Genomic DNA, 16,647 nt, shown 5'->3' with positions numbered 1-16,647 from the left:
GTAATATCGCCTGTGCTTTTTTATTTGTGACCACGCAAATATAAACATGAGAAAAAAAGAATTCTTGTATCACATCAGAGACGACTACTGATAATGAGTCAAGAGAATAAGGACAAACGTGAAACTCGCCATTCTGCTGCAATACATCGCCCCTAAACAATTACTGACTGCCGCCGCTGGCAAACTGGCGCATTGGCAGGCTGGCGCCCTGACTACGGCTTTTATCGGCTGGTTTGTGCGCAAATACCACGTGAATATGGAAGAAGCACTCAACGGTGATATTGCCAGTTATGCCTCATTCAACCTGTTTTTTACCCGTCCGCTCAAACCCGATGCCCGTCCCCTAGCAGACAATGCCTTCGTATGTCCGGTAGATGGCGCTATCAGTCAGTTTGGCATAGTGGAACAAGGCCAAATCTTCCAGGCCAAAGGCCATCATTACACCGCTCAGGCTCTGGTTGGGGGTAATGCTGATTTGGCTGCCAATTTTGCCAACGGTAGCTTTGCCTGCTTGTATTTAAGCCCCAAAGACTATCACCGCATCCATATGCCTTGCGATGGCAGGCTATTGCAGATGACTTATGTGCCTGGTGATTTATTCTCGGTAAACCCGCTGACTGCCGCCAATGTACCCGGCCTGTTTGCACGCAACGAACGTGTGGTATGTACATTCGAATCTGCACAACATGGAAAATTTGTAATGGTACTAGTGGGAGCAACAATTGTCGGCAGTATGGGTACGGTTTGGCACGACGCCAAAGACCGCATCATCAACCCGCCACGTCCAGGCAAGGTTCTGCACTGGGATTACAGCGACCGAAACTTCAGCCTGAAGCAAGGTGAAGAAATGGGCCGTTTTCTGCTGGGTTCTACCGTGGTCATGCTGTTTGAAAAGGATGTATTGAAATTTAACGGTAGCTGGCACGCAGGCAAACCGATCCGGTTGGGTGAAGCCATGGGGCGCTAAAACGGAACGAACACTCTCGAGATTAAAAACGGGCTAGTTATATACTAGCCCGTTTACATTTTCAACTAGCACTTTTTGTGAGCGCCTAACTTCAAGTTCCGCAAGTTACTCATCATAAAGTATTAATGTGCAGCGGTGCGAGAATCCCACAATGGTCGTCCATTACCAGTGTCATAAATAACAAGGTTATTATCATTTTGAATCACCAGAATGGCAGGCCCAAACTGAGTAGTGTATGTCTGGCTATCAATTTCATATGGTGGCAGAGAGTCTGTCCATTTTTTGTTGCGCTTTTTGACCTCTGCAATTGAGTTCCAATAATTAGCGACACCATCTGGCTTATAAAGAACCAGATTACCGTCTTTCTGGAAGACCGCTTTTGCCAGCAACCCGGCGGTGCGGGTATTCCAGATAGCTTTAAATTTTTTAGGATGACATGAAATTTGTTTATAGAGCACCAGATTGGTGTCCTTTTGAAAAGTCAGGAAAAGCGTATAGTCCTGAGACCAATAATTTCTGCCTTTCTCGAAAACAGTGTTAGAAGGGATGATCCATGGTTTAGATCCTGGAACACGGATTCTCGGCGGGTCACCGGGACAATCCGCAATGGCATGATTCGCGGTGAATATCCCACTGCACGCGAAAAAGGTTGTGAGACAAATCATTGTTAAGCGCTTATTCATACATCCCCCCATTATCATGATTGAAAATGCCAAGACGAACCTTAACAATAGCACATGTGGGAAATGTAAATTAGATTAAAGATAAAAAGACATGGATGACCTGTCTTATCCCGATGCAAAAAAATAAAAGGGAGGCAATTGCCTCCCTTATTTAACGCTCGCATCGCTGGTTAGGCGTTAAGGCTCTTACTTACAATCTCGAACACATCCCCAGACAAGTTTGGCGTTGCCAATATGGCTTCCAGGGCTGCTTTCATGTGCGCCTGCAATGCTGGAGTGTAGCGTTTCCACTCCCGCAGTGGCGTCACCATGCGTGCAGCGATTTGCGGGTTGATGGTGTTCAATTCGATAATCACATCGCGCAAGAAAGCATAGCCATTGCCGCTAGGGTCATGGAATTTCACCGGGTTGTTAATCGCAAATGCGCTATACAGTGACCGCACCCGGTTAGGATTTTTGATATTGAAATCTGCATGGTTGCGCAGCATGGCGAGGTCATCAAAAATCTGTTCGCGATTGGCAATTGCTTGCAGTGAGAACCACTTGTCTACTACCAGCGGATAATTCTTGAAGCGCGCATAAAAATCAGCAAACACTTCAGCACGTTGTGGTTGGCTGCTATCTGACAAACAGGCCAACGCTGTCACGCGGTCAGTCATATTATCAGCCGCATCGTAATGCGCTTTTGAACGTGCCGCGCAGCCGGTGCCATTGGTTACGGTGAGAATGTCCAGCACTGCATGCTGCAACGCACGGCGTCCCATCGCTTCCGGCGTGATGGAGAACTCACCCGTATTGCGGTTTGCATCATACAACGCAGCCAACGCATCTTTATGGGTACTTTTGATTTGCTTGAGAATCGCAGTGCGCGCTTCGTCAATGGCTGCCGGGTCCACCACCGCCTGATGCTGCGCAATCACGCCAAGCAGAGGCAGGCTTAGTGCACGTGCCAGCAAGGCTTTATCACCCTGCACCGCCAAGCCTTGCTCTACCAGGGTACCTACATCGGCAACGAATTGCGAAATATCGGTTTCTGGTTTTTCCATGACGCGCTGAATAGTACGCAACGCCAATGTCTGGCCAGCTTCCCATTTGTTAAAACCATCGGTGTCATGCACTTGCAGTAAACGCAGGTCATCGTCGCTTAAATCAGTCTCCAGTTTCACAGGTGCTGAAAAACCACGCAAGATAGAAGGCACAGGCCTGCCTGGCAAATCAGCAAAAGTGAATGTTTGCTCACGTGCTGTCACTTCCAGTACGCGGGTTGGCAGAATCTCTTTACCACTGTCATCCAGCAGACCAACTGCAACTGGAATATGTAACGGTTGCTTGCTGGTTTGCTCAGGTGTATCCGGCTGCGATTGCTTAAAGGTCAGCGTATAGCTTTGCTGAGCTGCATCGTACTGACTGCTGACCTGCACCGTTGGCGTTCCCGCCTGCTTGTACCAGCGGAAAAACTGCGATAGATCGCGACCTGACGCATCCGCCATGCATAGCACAAAATCGTCGCAGGTCACGGCATGGCCATCATAGCGGTCAAAATACAGATCAGTGGCTTTGCGGAAGGTCTCGCCGCCCAGCAAAGTATGTTGCATGCGAATCAGCTCGGAGCCTTTTTCGTAAATGGTCTTGGTGTAGAAGTTACTGATTTCGATAAACTGGTCCGGCTGCACCGAGTGGGCCAGCGGGCTGCCATCTTCAGGAAACTGCAAGCGACGCAAACCGTTTACATCGTCGATCCGCTGCACCGCACGCGAGTTCAAATCAGCACTGAATTCCTGGTCACGGAACACGGTAAAGCCTTCTTTGAGTGATAGCTGGAACCAGTCACGGCAGGTCACGCGGTTACCGGTCCAGTTGTGGAAATACTCGTGACCGATCACACCTTCCACACTCATAAAGTCGCTGTCGGTCGCAGTTTCCTGATGCGCCAGCACCAGTGCGGTGTTAAAAATATTCAGCGAGGTATTTTCCATCGCACCCATATTAAAATCACTCACCGCGACAATATTGAACAAGTCGAGCTGGTATTCGCGGCCATACACTTCCTCGTCCCATTTCATGGATTTTTTCAGTGACTCCATCGCGTGGTCGCACTGTTTTTCATCCCCTGCCCGCACATAAATATGCAGATCCACCTTGCGGCCTGACATGGTGGTAAATGTGTCTGCAACACGCACCAGATCTCCTGCCACCAGCGCAAACAAATAACAAGGTTTGGGGAAAGGGTCATGCCAGACAGTGTAATGACGACCATCCGGCAAGCTGCCGGAATCCTGTAAATTACCGTTAGACAGCAGCACCGGATAAGCCTTGGCATCTGCTTCAACACGCACGGTAAAGATACTCAGCACATCAGGCCGGTCCTGGTAATAAGTGATGCGCCGGAAGCCTTCAGCCTCGCACTGGGTGCAATAGTTACCCTGCGATTGATACAAGCCTTCAAGCGCCGTGTTCGCCGCCGGGTCGATCTCGCTGATGATGGTTAACGTGAATTCATCGCCTGGATTCACTAACGTCATTTGCCCATCAGCAACCGAATAGCTATCAAATCGCTGACCATTCAACGTTACAGAAAGAATATTTTGCTCTTCACCATCCAGCACCAGGTCATTCGAAACACCCGCAGGATTTTTCGCATATTTCACTTCAGAGGTGACGATGGTTTTTCCGGGCAACAGGTTAAAACTTAGATTGATCTGTTTCGCCAGATAAGGCGCCGGAGTGTAGTCTTTAAGGTAAATGGTTTTTGGTGCAACAGCGTTTTCGGTTCGCATGGGATTACCTGATTTAAATATAAGTAGGGATTATATTTGAGAGTTAGAACTGGGGAATTGGTTTAATTCATGAATATGTAAATGATTCAGCATCACATTGTTAATTAATGTTAGATTATTAGGCGCACACTGTTGGCTAATAATTTTATGTAATTACAATAATATAAAATTAAGCTACACGAATATTAAAAATCTTGGGAATATTCAAAAACACGGCATCTCACTTGATGATGCAAGATTACTGGATTGCGATTCGCTTATATTTATTGAAGATAAGCGAAAAGATTATGGTGAAGTACGTTTAATAGGTTTTACACCTATAGCTCATCGTTTGTATTGCATCGTTTACACTGAACGAAATGAAACTATACATGTTATTAGCTTACGGAAAGCGAATACAAGAGAGGTGAACAGATATGTCAAATCACGCCAAAACATTGAAACCTAAAGTGCTGGAATTGGAGTTACCGGATGCTGCGGAAGAAGCGCGTATTAATGCGGGAATAGCAGCCGACCCTGACACCTTTGAAGTAAGCGATGCACAGTTCAAAAAAATGCGGGGCAGGCCAGTCGGGAGCAATAAAACACTAGTACATATCCGACTGGACAATGATGTAGTGGAAAAATTTAAAGCTACCGGAGCTGGCTGGCAGACGCGCATCAATGAAGCATTAAAAAAGATTAGCGTAGCCTAGCCTGCTGCTGGTTCAACTTTAATTAAGGCTTAGCTGGCTTCTCAGGCCGCTGGAATGTACCTACCAGCTCACCTTTTGCAATCACATGATCTGCCATCGCTTTTAGCAAGGTGTCACGATTTGCACCCGGCGGAATTTGCAGCACCCTATCTAATGCAAACACCTGCACATGGTAATGGTGCGGTGGGTCACCTGCTGGTGGTTTGGGGCCGACATAGCCGATTTTCCCGGTGGTCGCCTGGCCTTGCATCAGGCCATCCATGCGTTCAGCTTTATCTTCCAGCCTGTCCTGCTTTTGCAGGCCTTCACGCAGAGTAGTGATTTCTTTGCCTATATTCCATGCTACCCAATGCACAACGGGAGTGACAGGTTTGGCATCCGGGTCTTCCATAATGATGGCATAAGATTGCGTTGTCGTTGGCCCCTTACTCCAGTTCAACTCAAAGCTGGCATCCTGATCATAGCTGGAATGACTATCCGGTATTTTTTCGCCATCGGCAAACGCAGGGCTGCTCACAGTCAATTTTCTGGCTTGTTTTCCTGCAATCTCGGTCTCAGTACGCAAAGTGGCAATCTGCACACCAGAACCTTGAACAGCTTGCTGCTTCATACTATCCGCAGGAATGGCTGAAGGTGGATTCGCAGCTGCTTTTCCATCGCCTTTGTAGCTGACCTTATAAATAACACCGTTAACGTCATCACTGAAAAGCAGATTGCCCTGCTTATCAGTCACCAGTCCGAATGGTCGGCCGCTCTGGCCTTTATTGCTAACAAAGCCTGTCAGAAAAGGCGCGATGGAGACAGCTTTACCATTCTCGAAATGGATACGCACGATCTCATAACCGGAAGGATTCTGGCGGTTCCAGGAACCATGCATGGCGACAAAGGCATCATTACGGTATTCGGCGGGAAACTGGCCCGCATTGTAAAACGCCATCTGCATCGGTGCAGCGTGACCTGTATAACCAAGCACCATAGGCACGCTGGTTTTCTTCCATTCCGATTTTTCCAGTTTGCCTGAAGGAACCAGGCGCGGATTTTCTACGTTGTTACCAAAAATATATGGCCAGCCATAACGCTTGCCCTGCTCGATCTTGTTGACTTCTTCAGGCGTTACATCGTCACCGAGCCAGTCTATGCCATGATCCATGCCCCATAACTCACCGGTGTGCGGGCTCCAGTCAAAACCAATCGTGTTGCGCAAACCGGAAGCAAAAATGACGCGCTTTTTACCATCCAGCGTACTGCGCAGCATGGTGGCATTTTCAATATTGGTTTCTATACATTCATTACAGGTAGAGCCGACCGAAATGTACAGCATGTCATCCGGCCCAATTGCAATCGTGCGGTCATGGTGTTGTCCCGCATCCGGCAAATCGGTGATGATCATTTTCAACGGCCCGAAACGGCCATCCGCCAACACAGGGGCAGTAAAGACTTCTTTCACTGTCACCATGTAAACCGTATCCCCTCGGAAAGCGATGCCATGCATGCCGGAACGGCTAGCGACGCGCACTGGCTTGCCAAACGTATCACCCGTTTTTGGCAACATCAACACATCGCCCTGCTCACGCCTGGTCACGTAAAGATTGCCTTGCGGTGATATCGCCAGCACCCGGGCATTGCCCACGTTTTCTGCCACCTTGCTGACTGAAAAACCTTGCGGTACTTTAAGCTCACTAATGGCAGGAGGTGGCAACTCTGCAGGCTGCAAAATGTAACTTTGAATCGGCAGAGCCACCTTTGCAGCAACATTTGTCTCTGCCACTGCTACATGCGCTGAGAAAACCAGTTGCGACAGCAAAGCGGCTACACCCATCTTGCTGATTACTGGTTTACGGATGAACGGCTTATGGGAAAAATGCAATGACATTAAAACGATCCTTAATGGGTTGACTGAAACCTGGAGACAGACGGCTTTAAATAGCCACGCCATGGTTTGTTTTGATTTCAATCTCATCCACAACGCCGTCGTTAATCACAAACTCAGAAACAGGATGCCCGCCCTGATAAAGCAATGCCACATTGGCTTCAGTAGCGGGCACGGTAATGCGGGAATTGTTAATCATAAAAACGGTGAAATACTTGTTAGCGTTTTTATCGTAGTGTTCCCACACAGAAAATACATCTTCAAGATACAAGCCAGCGATCTCCAGCCCATCAAGGTGGAGATCTGTTTTATTAAAATTGTTCATTACATTCGATTCAGAGAATTAACTTTGCAGCGGTTAAACCTGTTTGATAACTACGAAGTTACTTAGTTGCGAGAAATATCTTTAGTTCTGGTGTGTGACACCGCTTTTAATATGCCAATACCCGTGAGAATCACAGAAGCAATAATGATGTATGTATGCGGCACACCCGCTTCAACCAACGCCCAAGCAATACCGCCAATAAGAATTGCGAAACCGATAAGATATAGAACGAACGATGACATAGAGCCTCCATAATTTAGTTTTTATAAGCAATTAAATGATAGTTTCTAAAAAGGATTGCGGTATCAGACGGGTGCTGAAAATTATGTAGGAAAAGTGGAAATTATTATTACGGTACGTGGTTCATGCTCAATATAGTCAAGCTTGCCAGTTTTTGATTTATCTTTGTTTTTCTAACAAAAATGCAATAAATCTTTTCATAGTCCAAGTACATCCAACAATAAGTTTACTTAAATATAAAACAAATGAATAATTTGTTTCATTATTCCTACAATGCTCAAAACAGAGGATATATTAATGGCCTTGAATTTACATAACATCGACGATGCAAAAAGGAAGTTAAATAGATGTAACGTTGAAGCATTTGAGAACGTAGGAAATAGCTTCCGCCACTACACAAAAAAATTAAAGATAAACTTATTTCGGCACATAAATAATATCGAACTAAACTTTGATCATCCAGTAACAATAATCAGTGGAACAAATAAAGTTGGAAAAACTAGTTTGCTTTTAATTTTAGCCTGTAGCCATGAAGAATTTAAAAAAGTGGATGCCACTGCTCCAGCCGGAGAAGTAAGAAATCACGCATGGAAAGATGTTTTGTCATTTACTTCAAATGAAAATGAAACCAAAGACTATTCATATGAAATTGATTGGCGCGTTGCAAACCAAAGTTTTACCGGTGAAGGTAAAAGGCTTGCTAAAAGTGGTGCATGGAGTGGACTTGGTAAAAAAAGTAGTGCTAAAAGAACAAATGCAAAAATTAAAATCCGTGAAGTAAGGCTAATAGATTTAGAAAGAATACTACCTGCTAGAAGTTTTTCCAGTACCTTGTATCGCAAAGCTAACGCCTCAAGACCTAATCGCTTAAATAGTGAAATCGAACAAGCATTTGAATATATATTTAATTTATCAAATGTGAAAATCAATGAAATTGGTTCTCATATTAATAAGACCTGTTACTCAATCCAAGCTGGCTCAAATTACTACTCAACTTACAATGCAGCTTCAGGTGAAGAGTCTGCAATAAATCTCCTAAAAGATGTTATTGGAACAGCTAAAGATTCTTTAGTTTTGATTGATGAATTGGAAGCTGGCTTCCATCCTTCAGTACTAAGAAAAATAGCAGATATTATTCAATATATTGCTTGGAGAGATAAAAAACAATTCATTATTACGACTCACTCGCCCTCTTTATTATCTTCTTTTCCAAAAAACTCACGAAAATTTATTGAGAGTCATGGCAGTGATTTGAAAGTTGTTAAAGGTATATCCGTACATGCTGCACTCTCTAAGATGGATGCAATAGGCTACCCTCTAATTAGCTTATATTGCGAAGATGATATTGCAAGCTATTTAATAAAAAAGATCATGATTCACATAGCTCAAACACATCCATACTTTGATAGATTAGTTAACATAATTGAATCGGGACCGGTGAACGAAGTTAAAACAGACTATGAGCGACACAAGAGGAATTTCCCCCAACTAAGAAACAAAATTGGGTATTGCGCAATAATTGATGGCGATTATAAGGACGACTCTAACTATTCAAACTATCATGAAAATTCATCTGAAAAAGTTATGTTCTTATATCCATATGAGGCACCAGAGAAATTTTTATTAAAATCATATTTAAAAAAACATCCTAATAAAAATATTGAAGCAGAATCTCAGCATACAGATCATCATTCCTATTTTCAAATGTTAGTAAATTATTCATTAGCTACAGATGAAGCGGATGCGAAAAACAAATGTTATGAAGCTTTCAAAGAGTCCGCAGAACATACAAAACATAAAGAGGATATAACTAAGTTTCTAAAATCAGTAGTAACAGATTTTAGTACCTAAATAATTTAAGCCTTTTTAACAAACTCCGATTTCAACTTCATCGCGCCAAAGCCATCGATCTTGCAGTCGATATCATGATCGCCATCGACCAGGCGGATATTTTTTACCTTAGTACCGACCTTCACCACTGATGAAGACCCCTTGACTTTAAGGTCTTTGATCACGGTAATCGTATCGCCATCCTGCAACACATTTCCGTTGGCATCACGCACTACTTTTACCTCTTCCGAATCTGCCGCGGCAGTCTTACTCCACTCATTTGCGCACTCCGGGCAAACGTAGTTATCACCATCTTCATAGGTGTATTCGGATTGGCATTGTGGGCAAGCTGGGTAAGACATAGCGACTTTCATGGGGCAAATAATAAAGCCTCATATTTTACAGGGTTATTATTGATGACTTTGTTGTTTATTAACCCTGCCTAAATCTTATCAATCATTTGTAGGCGCCGCTCCGACTTTCTTATTAAGCCGCTTAGGCTACACTTCAGCAATTCTAAATCTCGGTTTATTGCGACCCATGATTTTTGCAAACAGGCGTTTCATCACGAATTTGAGCTTTTCTCAAAACATAGCTCCATTCATTACATTGCTGATTGGGTTACTCGCTCAAAGCTGTGCGGTGATCCCTGACCACGAGCGAGCAATTGAGAAAATTGACCCACAATCACAACAAGTCGAGATCGTTGGTGCAAAAGATACCCTATCCCAGGCGAAGGTGGATAAGGCCCTGCAAAAACTCACCCCTGACGAGCAGAGTCGGGCGTCACTGGAGAATCACCTTAAGATTGAACAAAGCATCTCTGATAACCACTTGTTTGCCGATAACGCATTCACCCTGCTGGTGGATGGCGAAACTACCTTTGGCAAAATAAAAGAATTGATCGGCCGCGCCGAGAAAAATATTCATCTGGAATACTTCACTTTTGAAGATGTGGATCTGGGTGGCGTGACGCTTAAGCCATTACTACTTGAAAAGCTTGCCAAAGGTGTTGAGGTGCATGTGATTTATGATGCTTATGGTTCCCAGCAAACACCGCCCGAGTTTTTTGAAGCACTAAAAAAAGCTGGGGCCAAAATCACGGTATTTCACCCGCTGGAGGGTGCATCCCTCAAGCAAATGAATCAGCGCGATCACCGCAAGATACTGATTGTGGATGGCAAGGTGGCGATTATTGGCGGCGTGAATCTGAGCAAAACTTACCAGAGCAAAGGTTCATTCAAAACCTATAAAAAGGAAACGCCCAACCCTCTAACCGATGCGGCCTGGCGCGATATGGATGTGCTGATACAAGGCCCTATTCTGGGCGACATTCAACGCGTATTTCTGGAAAACTGGGATAAAGCGCAACCATTAGACCAGACACACTTTTTCCCCAAGCTGAGCAAACAGGGCAACCAGTTTTCCCGCGTGATCGCCACACCCGCTACCAAACGTAAAGATACAGACTCGCCCTATTACCTCTCCATGCTTTCAGCCATTGAAAGTGCAGAAGACCGTATCCTGATCAACGCCGCCTATTTCGTACCGACGCAGGCACAGTTGGAGGCTTTGGTGAAAGCGGCCAACCGTGGCGTGCGTGTGGAGTTAATGGTTCCCAGTTTTACTGATTCCACTTTATCACTACTGGTACAACGCTCCAGATACAGCCTGCTGCTGGAAAACCACATTGCAATCTATGAAATGCAGGGGCAGGTGTTGCATGCCAAAACCATTACGATTGATGGCGTATGGTCTGCCATCGGTAGTTCAAATTTTGATTACCGCAGTGCCGGGATCAATGCGGAAGTAGACGTGGTGATTCTAGGAAAAGAAATCGCCAAAGGACTGGAAGACCGTTTTAAAGAAGACATGAAAGACGCCAAAAAGATCGAGATGGAAGAATGGCAAAAGCGTGGCTTACTAGATAGGATTAAACAACAGTCGGCACGGATTTTTGAAGGCTTCTTGTAGCGATCAATACGGCGTGCCCATAAAAAAATCGCCTCAGAAGAGACGATTTCCATGCATCAACAGCGCCAAATCTTCAGAATCGTTTCGGTTTGGGTAAGGTTGCTTTCGCTTCTGCCAGGCGCATTTGCCGCGCAGCCTCCTCATCGCGTACGGCGTCTATCACACGCACAACACTCTTCAAATCCACCGGTTTATTGTCTTGTTTGAAATGGCCAGTCAGCACCGTTTCAGGGGTGAGTTCGCCATGCGCATACAATGCCCAGATCTCTTTGCCATATTGGGTGTTGAGTAGCTCAGGCGCGAACTGGCCAAAGAAATCAGCCAGATTCCTGACATCGCGTTCCAGCATGCTCATGGCGTGATTGTTACCAGCGGCATCTACGGCCTGCGGCAGGTCGATGATCACCGGGCCATGCTCACTGAGCAGGATATTGAATTCGGAAAGATCACCATGCACGATGCCTGCACACAGCATGCGCACCACTTCTTTGAGCAGTGTCTGGTGATGCTGGCGGGCGTCTTCAGCCGTGAAAACGACATCGTTGAGCCTGGGCGCGGCGTTGCCTTCGGCATCAGCCACCAGGTCCATAATCAACACGCCTTCGTAGAATTGATAGGGAGTTGGCACAGTAACGCCCGCTGCGGCAAGTCTATACAGCGCATCGACCTCTGCACTCTGCCAGGCTTCTTCTTGTGCCTGTTTACCGTATTTTGAACCCTTGGCCATGGCACGCGCCTGGCGGCTGCTTTTGACTTTACGGCCTTCGGTGTAATCGACACTCTGGCGGAAGCTGCGGTTATTCGCTTCTTTATACACTTTGGCGCAACGTGTTTCTTCGCCACAGCGCACTACATATACGGTTGCTTCTTTGCCGCTCATTAGCTGGCGGATGACATCATCAATGATGCCGTCTTCAATAAGTGGTTGTAATCTTTGCGGGGTTTTCATAAGTCTAATTAACAAGAGGTGTGCTCAGACTACCATTAAATGCAAAAAACGGGGCAAGTCTTGCAAATCAAGCGAACTTTTGAATCGTATGCGCGTCATGTAAAGGTCATGAGCAGTTTATCCAGATGAAGGTTATCCAGGTGAAGGCAAAAGTACGGCTGGATCCTGATAATACGGTATTGAGAAGAATGGGCGACTCAATACACTTGAAAAAAACGATGCACAGCATTTATCACAACAGGCTAAAAATAAAAATGAATAGACCATAATGAATACACCACATAAGGATCACACGATGTGGCTACGTACTGAATGTGACATCACATTTAATGTCAGTATCCCTACCCCGTTTATTTTGATGTTGCGTCCCCGTAGCGGTGTGCAGCAATGGGTAGCGCGACAGTCTTATACGCTGACTCCCAGTGTGCCTGTAATGGAATATACCGATGTTTATGGCAATCTTTGCCAGCGGCTGATGGCACCGGTAGGCAAGTTTCAAATTAGCACCTCTGCGGATATTTTAACGACGGATGGGATAGATACCGCACCCGGTGCCCCCTTTAATGATGTGCAAAATCTGCCGGATGAAGTGCTCACCTACCTGTTGCCTTCGCGTTATTGCGAGTCCGACAAATTGCTTGATCTGGGCCAGCAGATAGTTGCGAATGTGCAGCCCGGCTATGACCAGGTGATGGCAATTGAGCAATGGATTAGGGAAAACATTCGCTACAACACAGACTCTCCGCACTATCAGCTATCTGCGTTTGAGGTGAACCAGGAGCGGGAAGGCGTATGCCGCGAACTGGCGCACCTGGGTATCGCCCTATGTCGTGGCCTGTGTATTCCTGCGCGGATGGTGGTTGGGTTTTTGTATGAACTTCATCCCATGGATTTCCATGCTTGGTTTGAGGCTTATGTGAATGGCAGATGGTACACCTTTGACCCAACTCAACCTTCTCCTCGAGGGGGGCGTGTGACCGTCGCTTATGGGCACGATGCTGCCGATGTCGCTATTTTTACCCAGTTTGGCCCGGCATTGTATCCTGAAGAGATGACAGTACGCATGACCCAACTTCCGGAGGCGCCTGGTTAACGTGACCGGATGTAGATACCTTGAAACGCCTTAGAATCAAACATCTTACCGAGTATGTTTTTTCTTCCCCGGTGACGCTGCAACAACATCGATTGCTGATACGTCCGCGTGAAGGTCACGATCTGCGTATCGAATCTTCTATCCTTAACATATCGCCGGCCTATCAGATCCGATGGTCTCGTGATGTGTTCGATAATTCGTTGGCGACTGTCAACTTTTTGCAGCCTAGCGACAGGCTGACTATCACCAGCGAGGTGGTAATACAACATTATGAAGAGGCGCCGCTTGATTTCTGGATGGAGAGCTATGCGGTGAACTATCCATTTTCTTATGCGGAAGCCGAATGGGCCGATCTGGCAGCTTTTCAGCGCCTGGGTTTTGCGCAAGACGAGTCTCGCGTTCATGAATGGCTTCTGCAACTTGGGTTGCTCAATGGCCAGCGGAATACTTTTGAGTTGCTAACTACCTTGAATCAGGCGATTTATACACAATTCCGTTATCAGGCACGTGAGGCACCGGGCGTGCAAACCCCCGCTACCACCTTGCAGTATGGCAGCGGTTCATGCCGGGATTATGCCACGCTGTTTATTGAGGCTTGCCGTCATCTGGGGCTGGCCAGCCGGTTTGTCAGTGGTTATCTGCACGCACCTGCCACCGAGGCAGGCAACGCCACCACACATGCCTGGGCAGAAGTATATTTGCCGGGCACTGGCTGGAAAGGCTTTGACCCGACCTCGGGCCTGGTCACAGGAACACACCATATCGCCGTGGCGGTAGCCCGCGATCCGGAAGCGGTTCCTCCGGTGGCTGGCAGTTTTATCGGCCCCAATGTGGCGCCTATACTGCAGGTAAATGTGCAAGTGAATTTACTTTGATAAGTGGTTGGTGATTGCTGGTTTTGCTACATTTATCTGCAATGACAGGTACTGATAATCACACAACCTGCTGATTTGGGTGTGCTTGGTGCTGACTTCAATTTCAAATACTTGATGCCTGCCTAGCGGCAATCAAGCGACATAAAAAAACCGCCTCACAAGGAGGCGGTTTTTATTCGGTCAATCTGTCTTGTATTACAGTACAGATTTAACAGTAGCTACAACGTTCTCTACCGTGAAACCGAAGTGCTTCATCAGTGCGCCGCCAGGAGCAGACTCACCGAATGTGTCGATACCGACAACAGCACCTTCTAAACCTACATATTTACGCCAGAAGTCCGGGTGAGCAGCTTCAACAGCAACGCGAACAACGCCTGGGGTCAGAACGCTGTCTTTGTAAGCCTGGTCTTGACGGTCGAATACGTTAGTAGATGGCATGGAAACCACACGCACTTTAGTACCGGCAGCATTCAGTTCAGCAGCGGCTTTCACAGCCAGATCCAGCTCGGAACCGTTAGCGATGATGATCACTTGTGCACCAGCAACATCAGAGAACACGTAGCCACCCTTACGGATCGCCTCGAGTTGTGATGCTTCGTGCTTGATACCTGCCAGGTTCTGACGGCTCAGTACCAGGCTGGTTGGTCCATCAGTATGCTCAACGGCAGCTACCCATGCTACGGTAGTTTCTGTCGCTGAACCTGGACGCCATACATCCATACGAGGGATGTAACGCAGACCGGAAGTGTTTTCAACTGGTTGGTGAGTCGGGCCATCTTCGCCTTGACCGATAGAGTCATGGGTCAGCACGTAGATCACACGTTGATGCATCAACGCAGACATACGCATGCCGTTTTTCATGTAGTCAGAGAACATGTGGAAAGTACCGCCGAATGGCAGCAAGCCACCGTGCAGTGCAATACCGTTCATGATCGCAGCCATACCGAATTCACGTACACCGTAAGAGATGTAGTTACCTGGTTTTTTCGCATCAACGTGAACGAAGCTGCCAGTTGAAGTCAGGTTAGAACCTGTCAAGTCAGCTGAACCGCCCAGGAACTCTGGCAACAATGGAGCCAAAGCGCCAATCGCGTTTTGTGAAGCTTTACGGGAAGCATTGCCTTCCGCTTTTTCGTTCACTGCAGCGATGATCTTGTCTGTTTCTGCTTTCCAGTTAGCTGGCAATTCGTTAGCCGTACGGCGTTTGAATTCTGCAGCTTCTGCCGGGAATGCTTTTTCGTAAGCTGCGAATTTTTCATTCCAGCTAGATTCTCTGGCAGCACCTTTCACTTTTTGGTCCCAGCCTTCGTATACGTCGGCAGGAATCACGAATGGCTCATGTGCCCAGCCGATTTCAGCACGTGTCGCAGCAACTTCAGCGTCACCTAATGCAGAACCGTGGCAGTCATGTGAACCAGACTTGTTTGGTGAACCTTTACCAATGATTGTTTTACAGCAGATCAATGATGGTTTGTCAGTCACTGATTTAGCTTCGTCAATCGCTTTTTGGATTGCAGCCTGGTCGTGACCATCTACTGAAACAACGTGCCAGCCGTATGATTTAAAGCGGCCTGCTGTGTCATCTGTGTACCAGCCTTCGATGTGACCATCGATAGAGATACCGTTGTCATCCCAGAATGCCATCAGTTTGCCCAGGCCCCAGGTACCAGCCAAAGCACAAGCTTCGTGAGAAACGCCTTCCATCATACAACCGTCGCCCAGGAACACGTATGTGTAGTGGTCAACGATGTCGTGGCCTGGCTTGTTGAACTGGTCAGCCAGCAGTTTTTCTGCCATGGCGAAACCAACACCGTTAGCAATACCCTGGCCCAGTGGACCTGTGGTTGTTTCAATGCCTGGTGCGTAGCCGAATTCTGGGTGACCAGCACAGCGTGAGTGCAGTTGACGGAAAGTCTTGATATCTTCGATACCCAAATCGTAGCCGGTCAGGTGCAGCAAGGAATAAATCAGCATTGAGCCATGGCCGTTTGACAACACGAAGCGGTCACGGTTAGCCCATTGTGGATTTGTAGGATTGTGGCTCAAATTGTGGTTCCAAACCACTTCAGCGATCTCCGCCATGCCCATAGGTGCGCCTGGGTGACCGGAGTTTGCTTTTTGTACAGCATCCATGCTCAAAGCACGGATAGCGTTGCACAAGTCGACACGTGTTGCCATTGTTTTCTCCCAAATGAAAATAAGAGCGGTCTTACACAAAAAGCTGCAAAACCTTGATTGAATTCTTTAAAAAGGGCGAGAAACCGGCCCTTTTACGGAAAGGGTAGATTATTCCTTAGAACCCGTTTTTCATCAAGGGTTAAAGCCATTTAATTGTAGCTGGCAAAGGTAGCACTGAAATCTAAAACCTG

The 16,647-nt window shown here is 46.7% G+C and carries 15 protein-coding genes; 7 read left to right on the top strand and 8 right to left on the bottom strand.

The window, feature by feature from the left end:
- Nucleotides 1-118: 118 nt before the first annotated feature.
- Nucleotides 119-967, top strand: a complete 849-nt coding sequence (gene asd, locus ACFQ2T_RS11690; RefSeq protein ID WP_379034610.1) for an archaetidylserine decarboxylase — start codon at nt 119-121, stop codon at nt 965-967.
- Nucleotides 968-1,089: 122 nt separating this feature from the next.
- Here the strand turns inward: asd and ACFQ2T_RS11685 are convergent, their stop codons facing one another.
- Nucleotides 1,090-1,650 carry a hypothetical protein gene (locus ACFQ2T_RS11685; RefSeq protein ID WP_379034608.1) on the bottom strand — a complete coding sequence of 187 codons (561 nt, stop codon included), beginning with the start codon at nt 1,648-1,650 and terminating at the stop codon, nt 1,090-1,092.
- A 170-nt stretch (nt 1,651-1,820) separates the two neighbouring features.
- Entirely contained in the window at nt 1,821-4,427 is a 2,607-nt protein-coding gene (pepN, locus tag ACFQ2T_RS11680) for an aminopeptidase N (RefSeq protein ID WP_379034606.1), read from the bottom strand.
- 97 nt (nt 4,428-4,524) lie between these two features.
- Between pepN and ACFQ2T_RS11675 the strand changes: the two genes are divergently transcribed.
- Both ACFQ2T_RS11675 and ACFQ2T_RS11670 read left to right on the top strand, forming a co-directional pair.
- On the top strand, nt 4,525-4,875 hold the full coding sequence (locus ACFQ2T_RS11675) for a BrnT family toxin (protein WP_379034604.1): 351 nt from the start codon (nt 4,525-4,527) through the stop codon (nt 4,873-4,875).
- Nucleotides 4,844-5,122 (top strand): BrnA antitoxin family protein, encoded by a 279-nt coding sequence (locus ACFQ2T_RS11670; RefSeq protein ID WP_379034602.1) that lies wholly within the window; start codon nt 4,844-4,846, stop codon nt 5,120-5,122. The genes ACFQ2T_RS11675 and ACFQ2T_RS11670 overlap by 32 nt, the downstream gene beginning before the upstream one ends.
- Nucleotides 5,123-5,144: 22 nt before the next feature.
- On the opposite strand, the gene ACFQ2T_RS11665 is transcribed toward ACFQ2T_RS11670, so the two are convergent.
- The 3 genes from ACFQ2T_RS11665 to ACFQ2T_RS11655 form a co-directional block, all read right to left on the bottom strand.
- The gene (locus ACFQ2T_RS11665; protein WP_379034600.1) at nt 5,145-6,995 is read right to left on the bottom strand and encodes a YbhB/YbcL family Raf kinase inhibitor-like protein; all 1,851 of its coding nucleotides are present in this window, start codon (nt 6,993-6,995) and stop codon (nt 5,145-5,147) included.
- 46 nt (nt 6,996-7,041) lie between these two features.
- Nucleotides 7,042-7,317: a hypothetical protein gene (locus tag ACFQ2T_RS11660; protein ID WP_379034598.1), complete on the bottom strand. Its 276-nt coding sequence runs from the start codon at nt 7,315-7,317 to the stop codon at nt 7,042-7,044.
- Nucleotides 7,318-7,379: 62 nt separating this feature from the next.
- Nucleotides 7,380-7,559: a hypothetical protein gene (locus tag ACFQ2T_RS11655; RefSeq protein ID WP_055828113.1), complete on the bottom strand. Its 180-nt coding sequence runs from the start codon at nt 7,557-7,559 to the stop codon at nt 7,380-7,382.
- Between the two features lie 295 nt (nt 7,560-7,854).
- Between ACFQ2T_RS11655 and ACFQ2T_RS11650 the strand changes: the two genes are divergently transcribed.
- Nucleotides 7,855-9,408, top strand: coding sequence for an AAA family ATPase (locus ACFQ2T_RS11650; RefSeq protein ID WP_379034596.1), 1,554 nt, complete (start codon nt 7,855-7,857; stop codon nt 9,406-9,408).
- Nucleotides 9,409-9,413: 5 nt separating this feature from the next.
- On the opposite strand, the gene ACFQ2T_RS11645 is transcribed toward ACFQ2T_RS11650, so the two are convergent.
- Nucleotides 9,414-9,749: a zinc ribbon domain-containing protein YjdM gene (locus ACFQ2T_RS11645; RefSeq protein WP_379034594.1), complete on the bottom strand. Its 336-nt coding sequence runs from the start codon at nt 9,747-9,749 to the stop codon at nt 9,414-9,416.
- Between the two features lie 211 nt (nt 9,750-9,960).
- On the opposite strand from ACFQ2T_RS11645, the gene ACFQ2T_RS11640 reads away from it, so the two are divergent.
- A complete protein-coding gene (locus tag ACFQ2T_RS11640) occupies nt 9,961-11,361 on the top strand; it encodes a phospholipase D-like domain-containing protein (RefSeq protein WP_379034592.1) in 1,401 nt (466 codons plus the stop codon).
- A gap of 73 nt (nt 11,362-11,434) precedes the next feature.
- Here ACFQ2T_RS11640 and ACFQ2T_RS11635 read toward each other — a convergent pair whose 3' ends face one another.
- Nucleotides 11,435-12,310 (bottom strand): PA4780 family RIO1-like protein kinase, encoded by an 876-nt coding sequence (locus ACFQ2T_RS11635; RefSeq protein ID WP_379034590.1) that lies wholly within the window; start codon nt 12,308-12,310, stop codon nt 11,435-11,437.
- A 295-nt stretch (nt 12,311-12,605) separates the two neighbouring features.
- Between ACFQ2T_RS11635 and ACFQ2T_RS11630 the strand changes: the two genes are divergently transcribed.
- Both ACFQ2T_RS11630 and ACFQ2T_RS11625 read left to right on the top strand, forming a co-directional pair.
- On the top strand, nt 12,606-13,403 hold the full coding sequence (locus tag ACFQ2T_RS11630; RefSeq protein WP_379034588.1) for a transglutaminase domain-containing protein: 798 nt from the start codon (nt 12,606-12,608) through the stop codon (nt 13,401-13,403).
- 20 nt (nt 13,404-13,423) lie between these two features.
- Complete coding sequence (locus ACFQ2T_RS11625; RefSeq protein ID WP_379034587.1) at nt 13,424-14,278, top strand: transglutaminase family protein; 855 nt, start codon at nt 13,424-13,426, stop codon at nt 14,276-14,278.
- 195 nt (nt 14,279-14,473) lie between these two features.
- Here ACFQ2T_RS11625 and tkt read toward each other — a convergent pair whose 3' ends face one another.
- Complete coding sequence (gene tkt, locus ACFQ2T_RS11620) at nt 14,474-16,456, bottom strand: transketolase (protein WP_379034586.1); 1,983 nt, start codon at nt 16,454-16,456, stop codon at nt 14,474-14,476.
- Nucleotides 16,457-16,647 lie beyond the last annotated feature (191 nt).

The organism is Methylophilus flavus, from assembly GCF_042678905.1.
Lineage (GTDB): Bacteria > Pseudomonadota > Gammaproteobacteria > Burkholderiales > Methylophilaceae > Methylophilus > Methylophilus flavus.
This window is presented reverse-complemented; position numbering and strand designations above follow the sequence as displayed.

What these genes read in the sequence shown, in the direction of transcription:
- tkt (WP_379034586.1), bottom strand. Translation starts at nt 16,456, where the DNA reads ATGGCAACACGTGTCGACTTGTGCAACGCTATCCGTGCTTTGAGCATG.
- ACFQ2T_RS11665 (WP_379034600.1), bottom strand. Translation starts at nt 6,995, where the DNA reads ATGTCATTGCATTTTTCCCATAAGCCGTTCATCCGTAAACCAGTAATC.
- pepN (WP_379034606.1), bottom strand. Translation starts at nt 4,427, where the DNA reads ATGCGAACCGAAAACGCTGTTGCACCAAAAACCATTTACCTTAAAGAC.
- ACFQ2T_RS11685 (WP_379034608.1), bottom strand. Translation starts at nt 1,650, where the DNA reads ATGAATAAGCGCTTAACAATGATTTGTCTCACAACCTTTTTCGCGTGC.
- ACFQ2T_RS11635 (WP_379034590.1), bottom strand. Translation starts at nt 12,310, where the DNA reads ATGAAAACCCCGCAAAGATTACAACCACTTATTGAAGACGGCATCATT.
- ACFQ2T_RS11655 (WP_055828113.1), bottom strand. Translation starts at nt 7,559, where the DNA reads ATGTCATCGTTCGTTCTATATCTTATCGGTTTCGCAATTCTTATTGGC.
- ACFQ2T_RS11670 (WP_379034602.1), top strand. Translation starts at nt 4,844, where the DNA reads ATGTCAAATCACGCCAAAACATTGAAACCTAAAGTGCTGGAATTGGAG.
- ACFQ2T_RS11630 (WP_379034588.1), top strand. Translation starts at nt 12,606, where the DNA reads ATGTGGCTACGTACTGAATGTGACATCACATTTAATGTCAGTATCCCT.
- ACFQ2T_RS11660 (WP_379034598.1), bottom strand. Translation starts at nt 7,317, where the DNA reads ATGAACAATTTTAATAAAACAGATCTCCACCTTGATGGGCTGGAGATC.
- ACFQ2T_RS11645 (WP_379034594.1), bottom strand. Translation starts at nt 9,749, where the DNA reads ATGTCTTACCCAGCTTGCCCACAATGCCAATCCGAATACACCTATGAA.
- ACFQ2T_RS11650 (WP_379034596.1), top strand. Translation starts at nt 7,855, where the DNA reads ATGGCCTTGAATTTACATAACATCGACGATGCAAAAAGGAAGTTAAAT.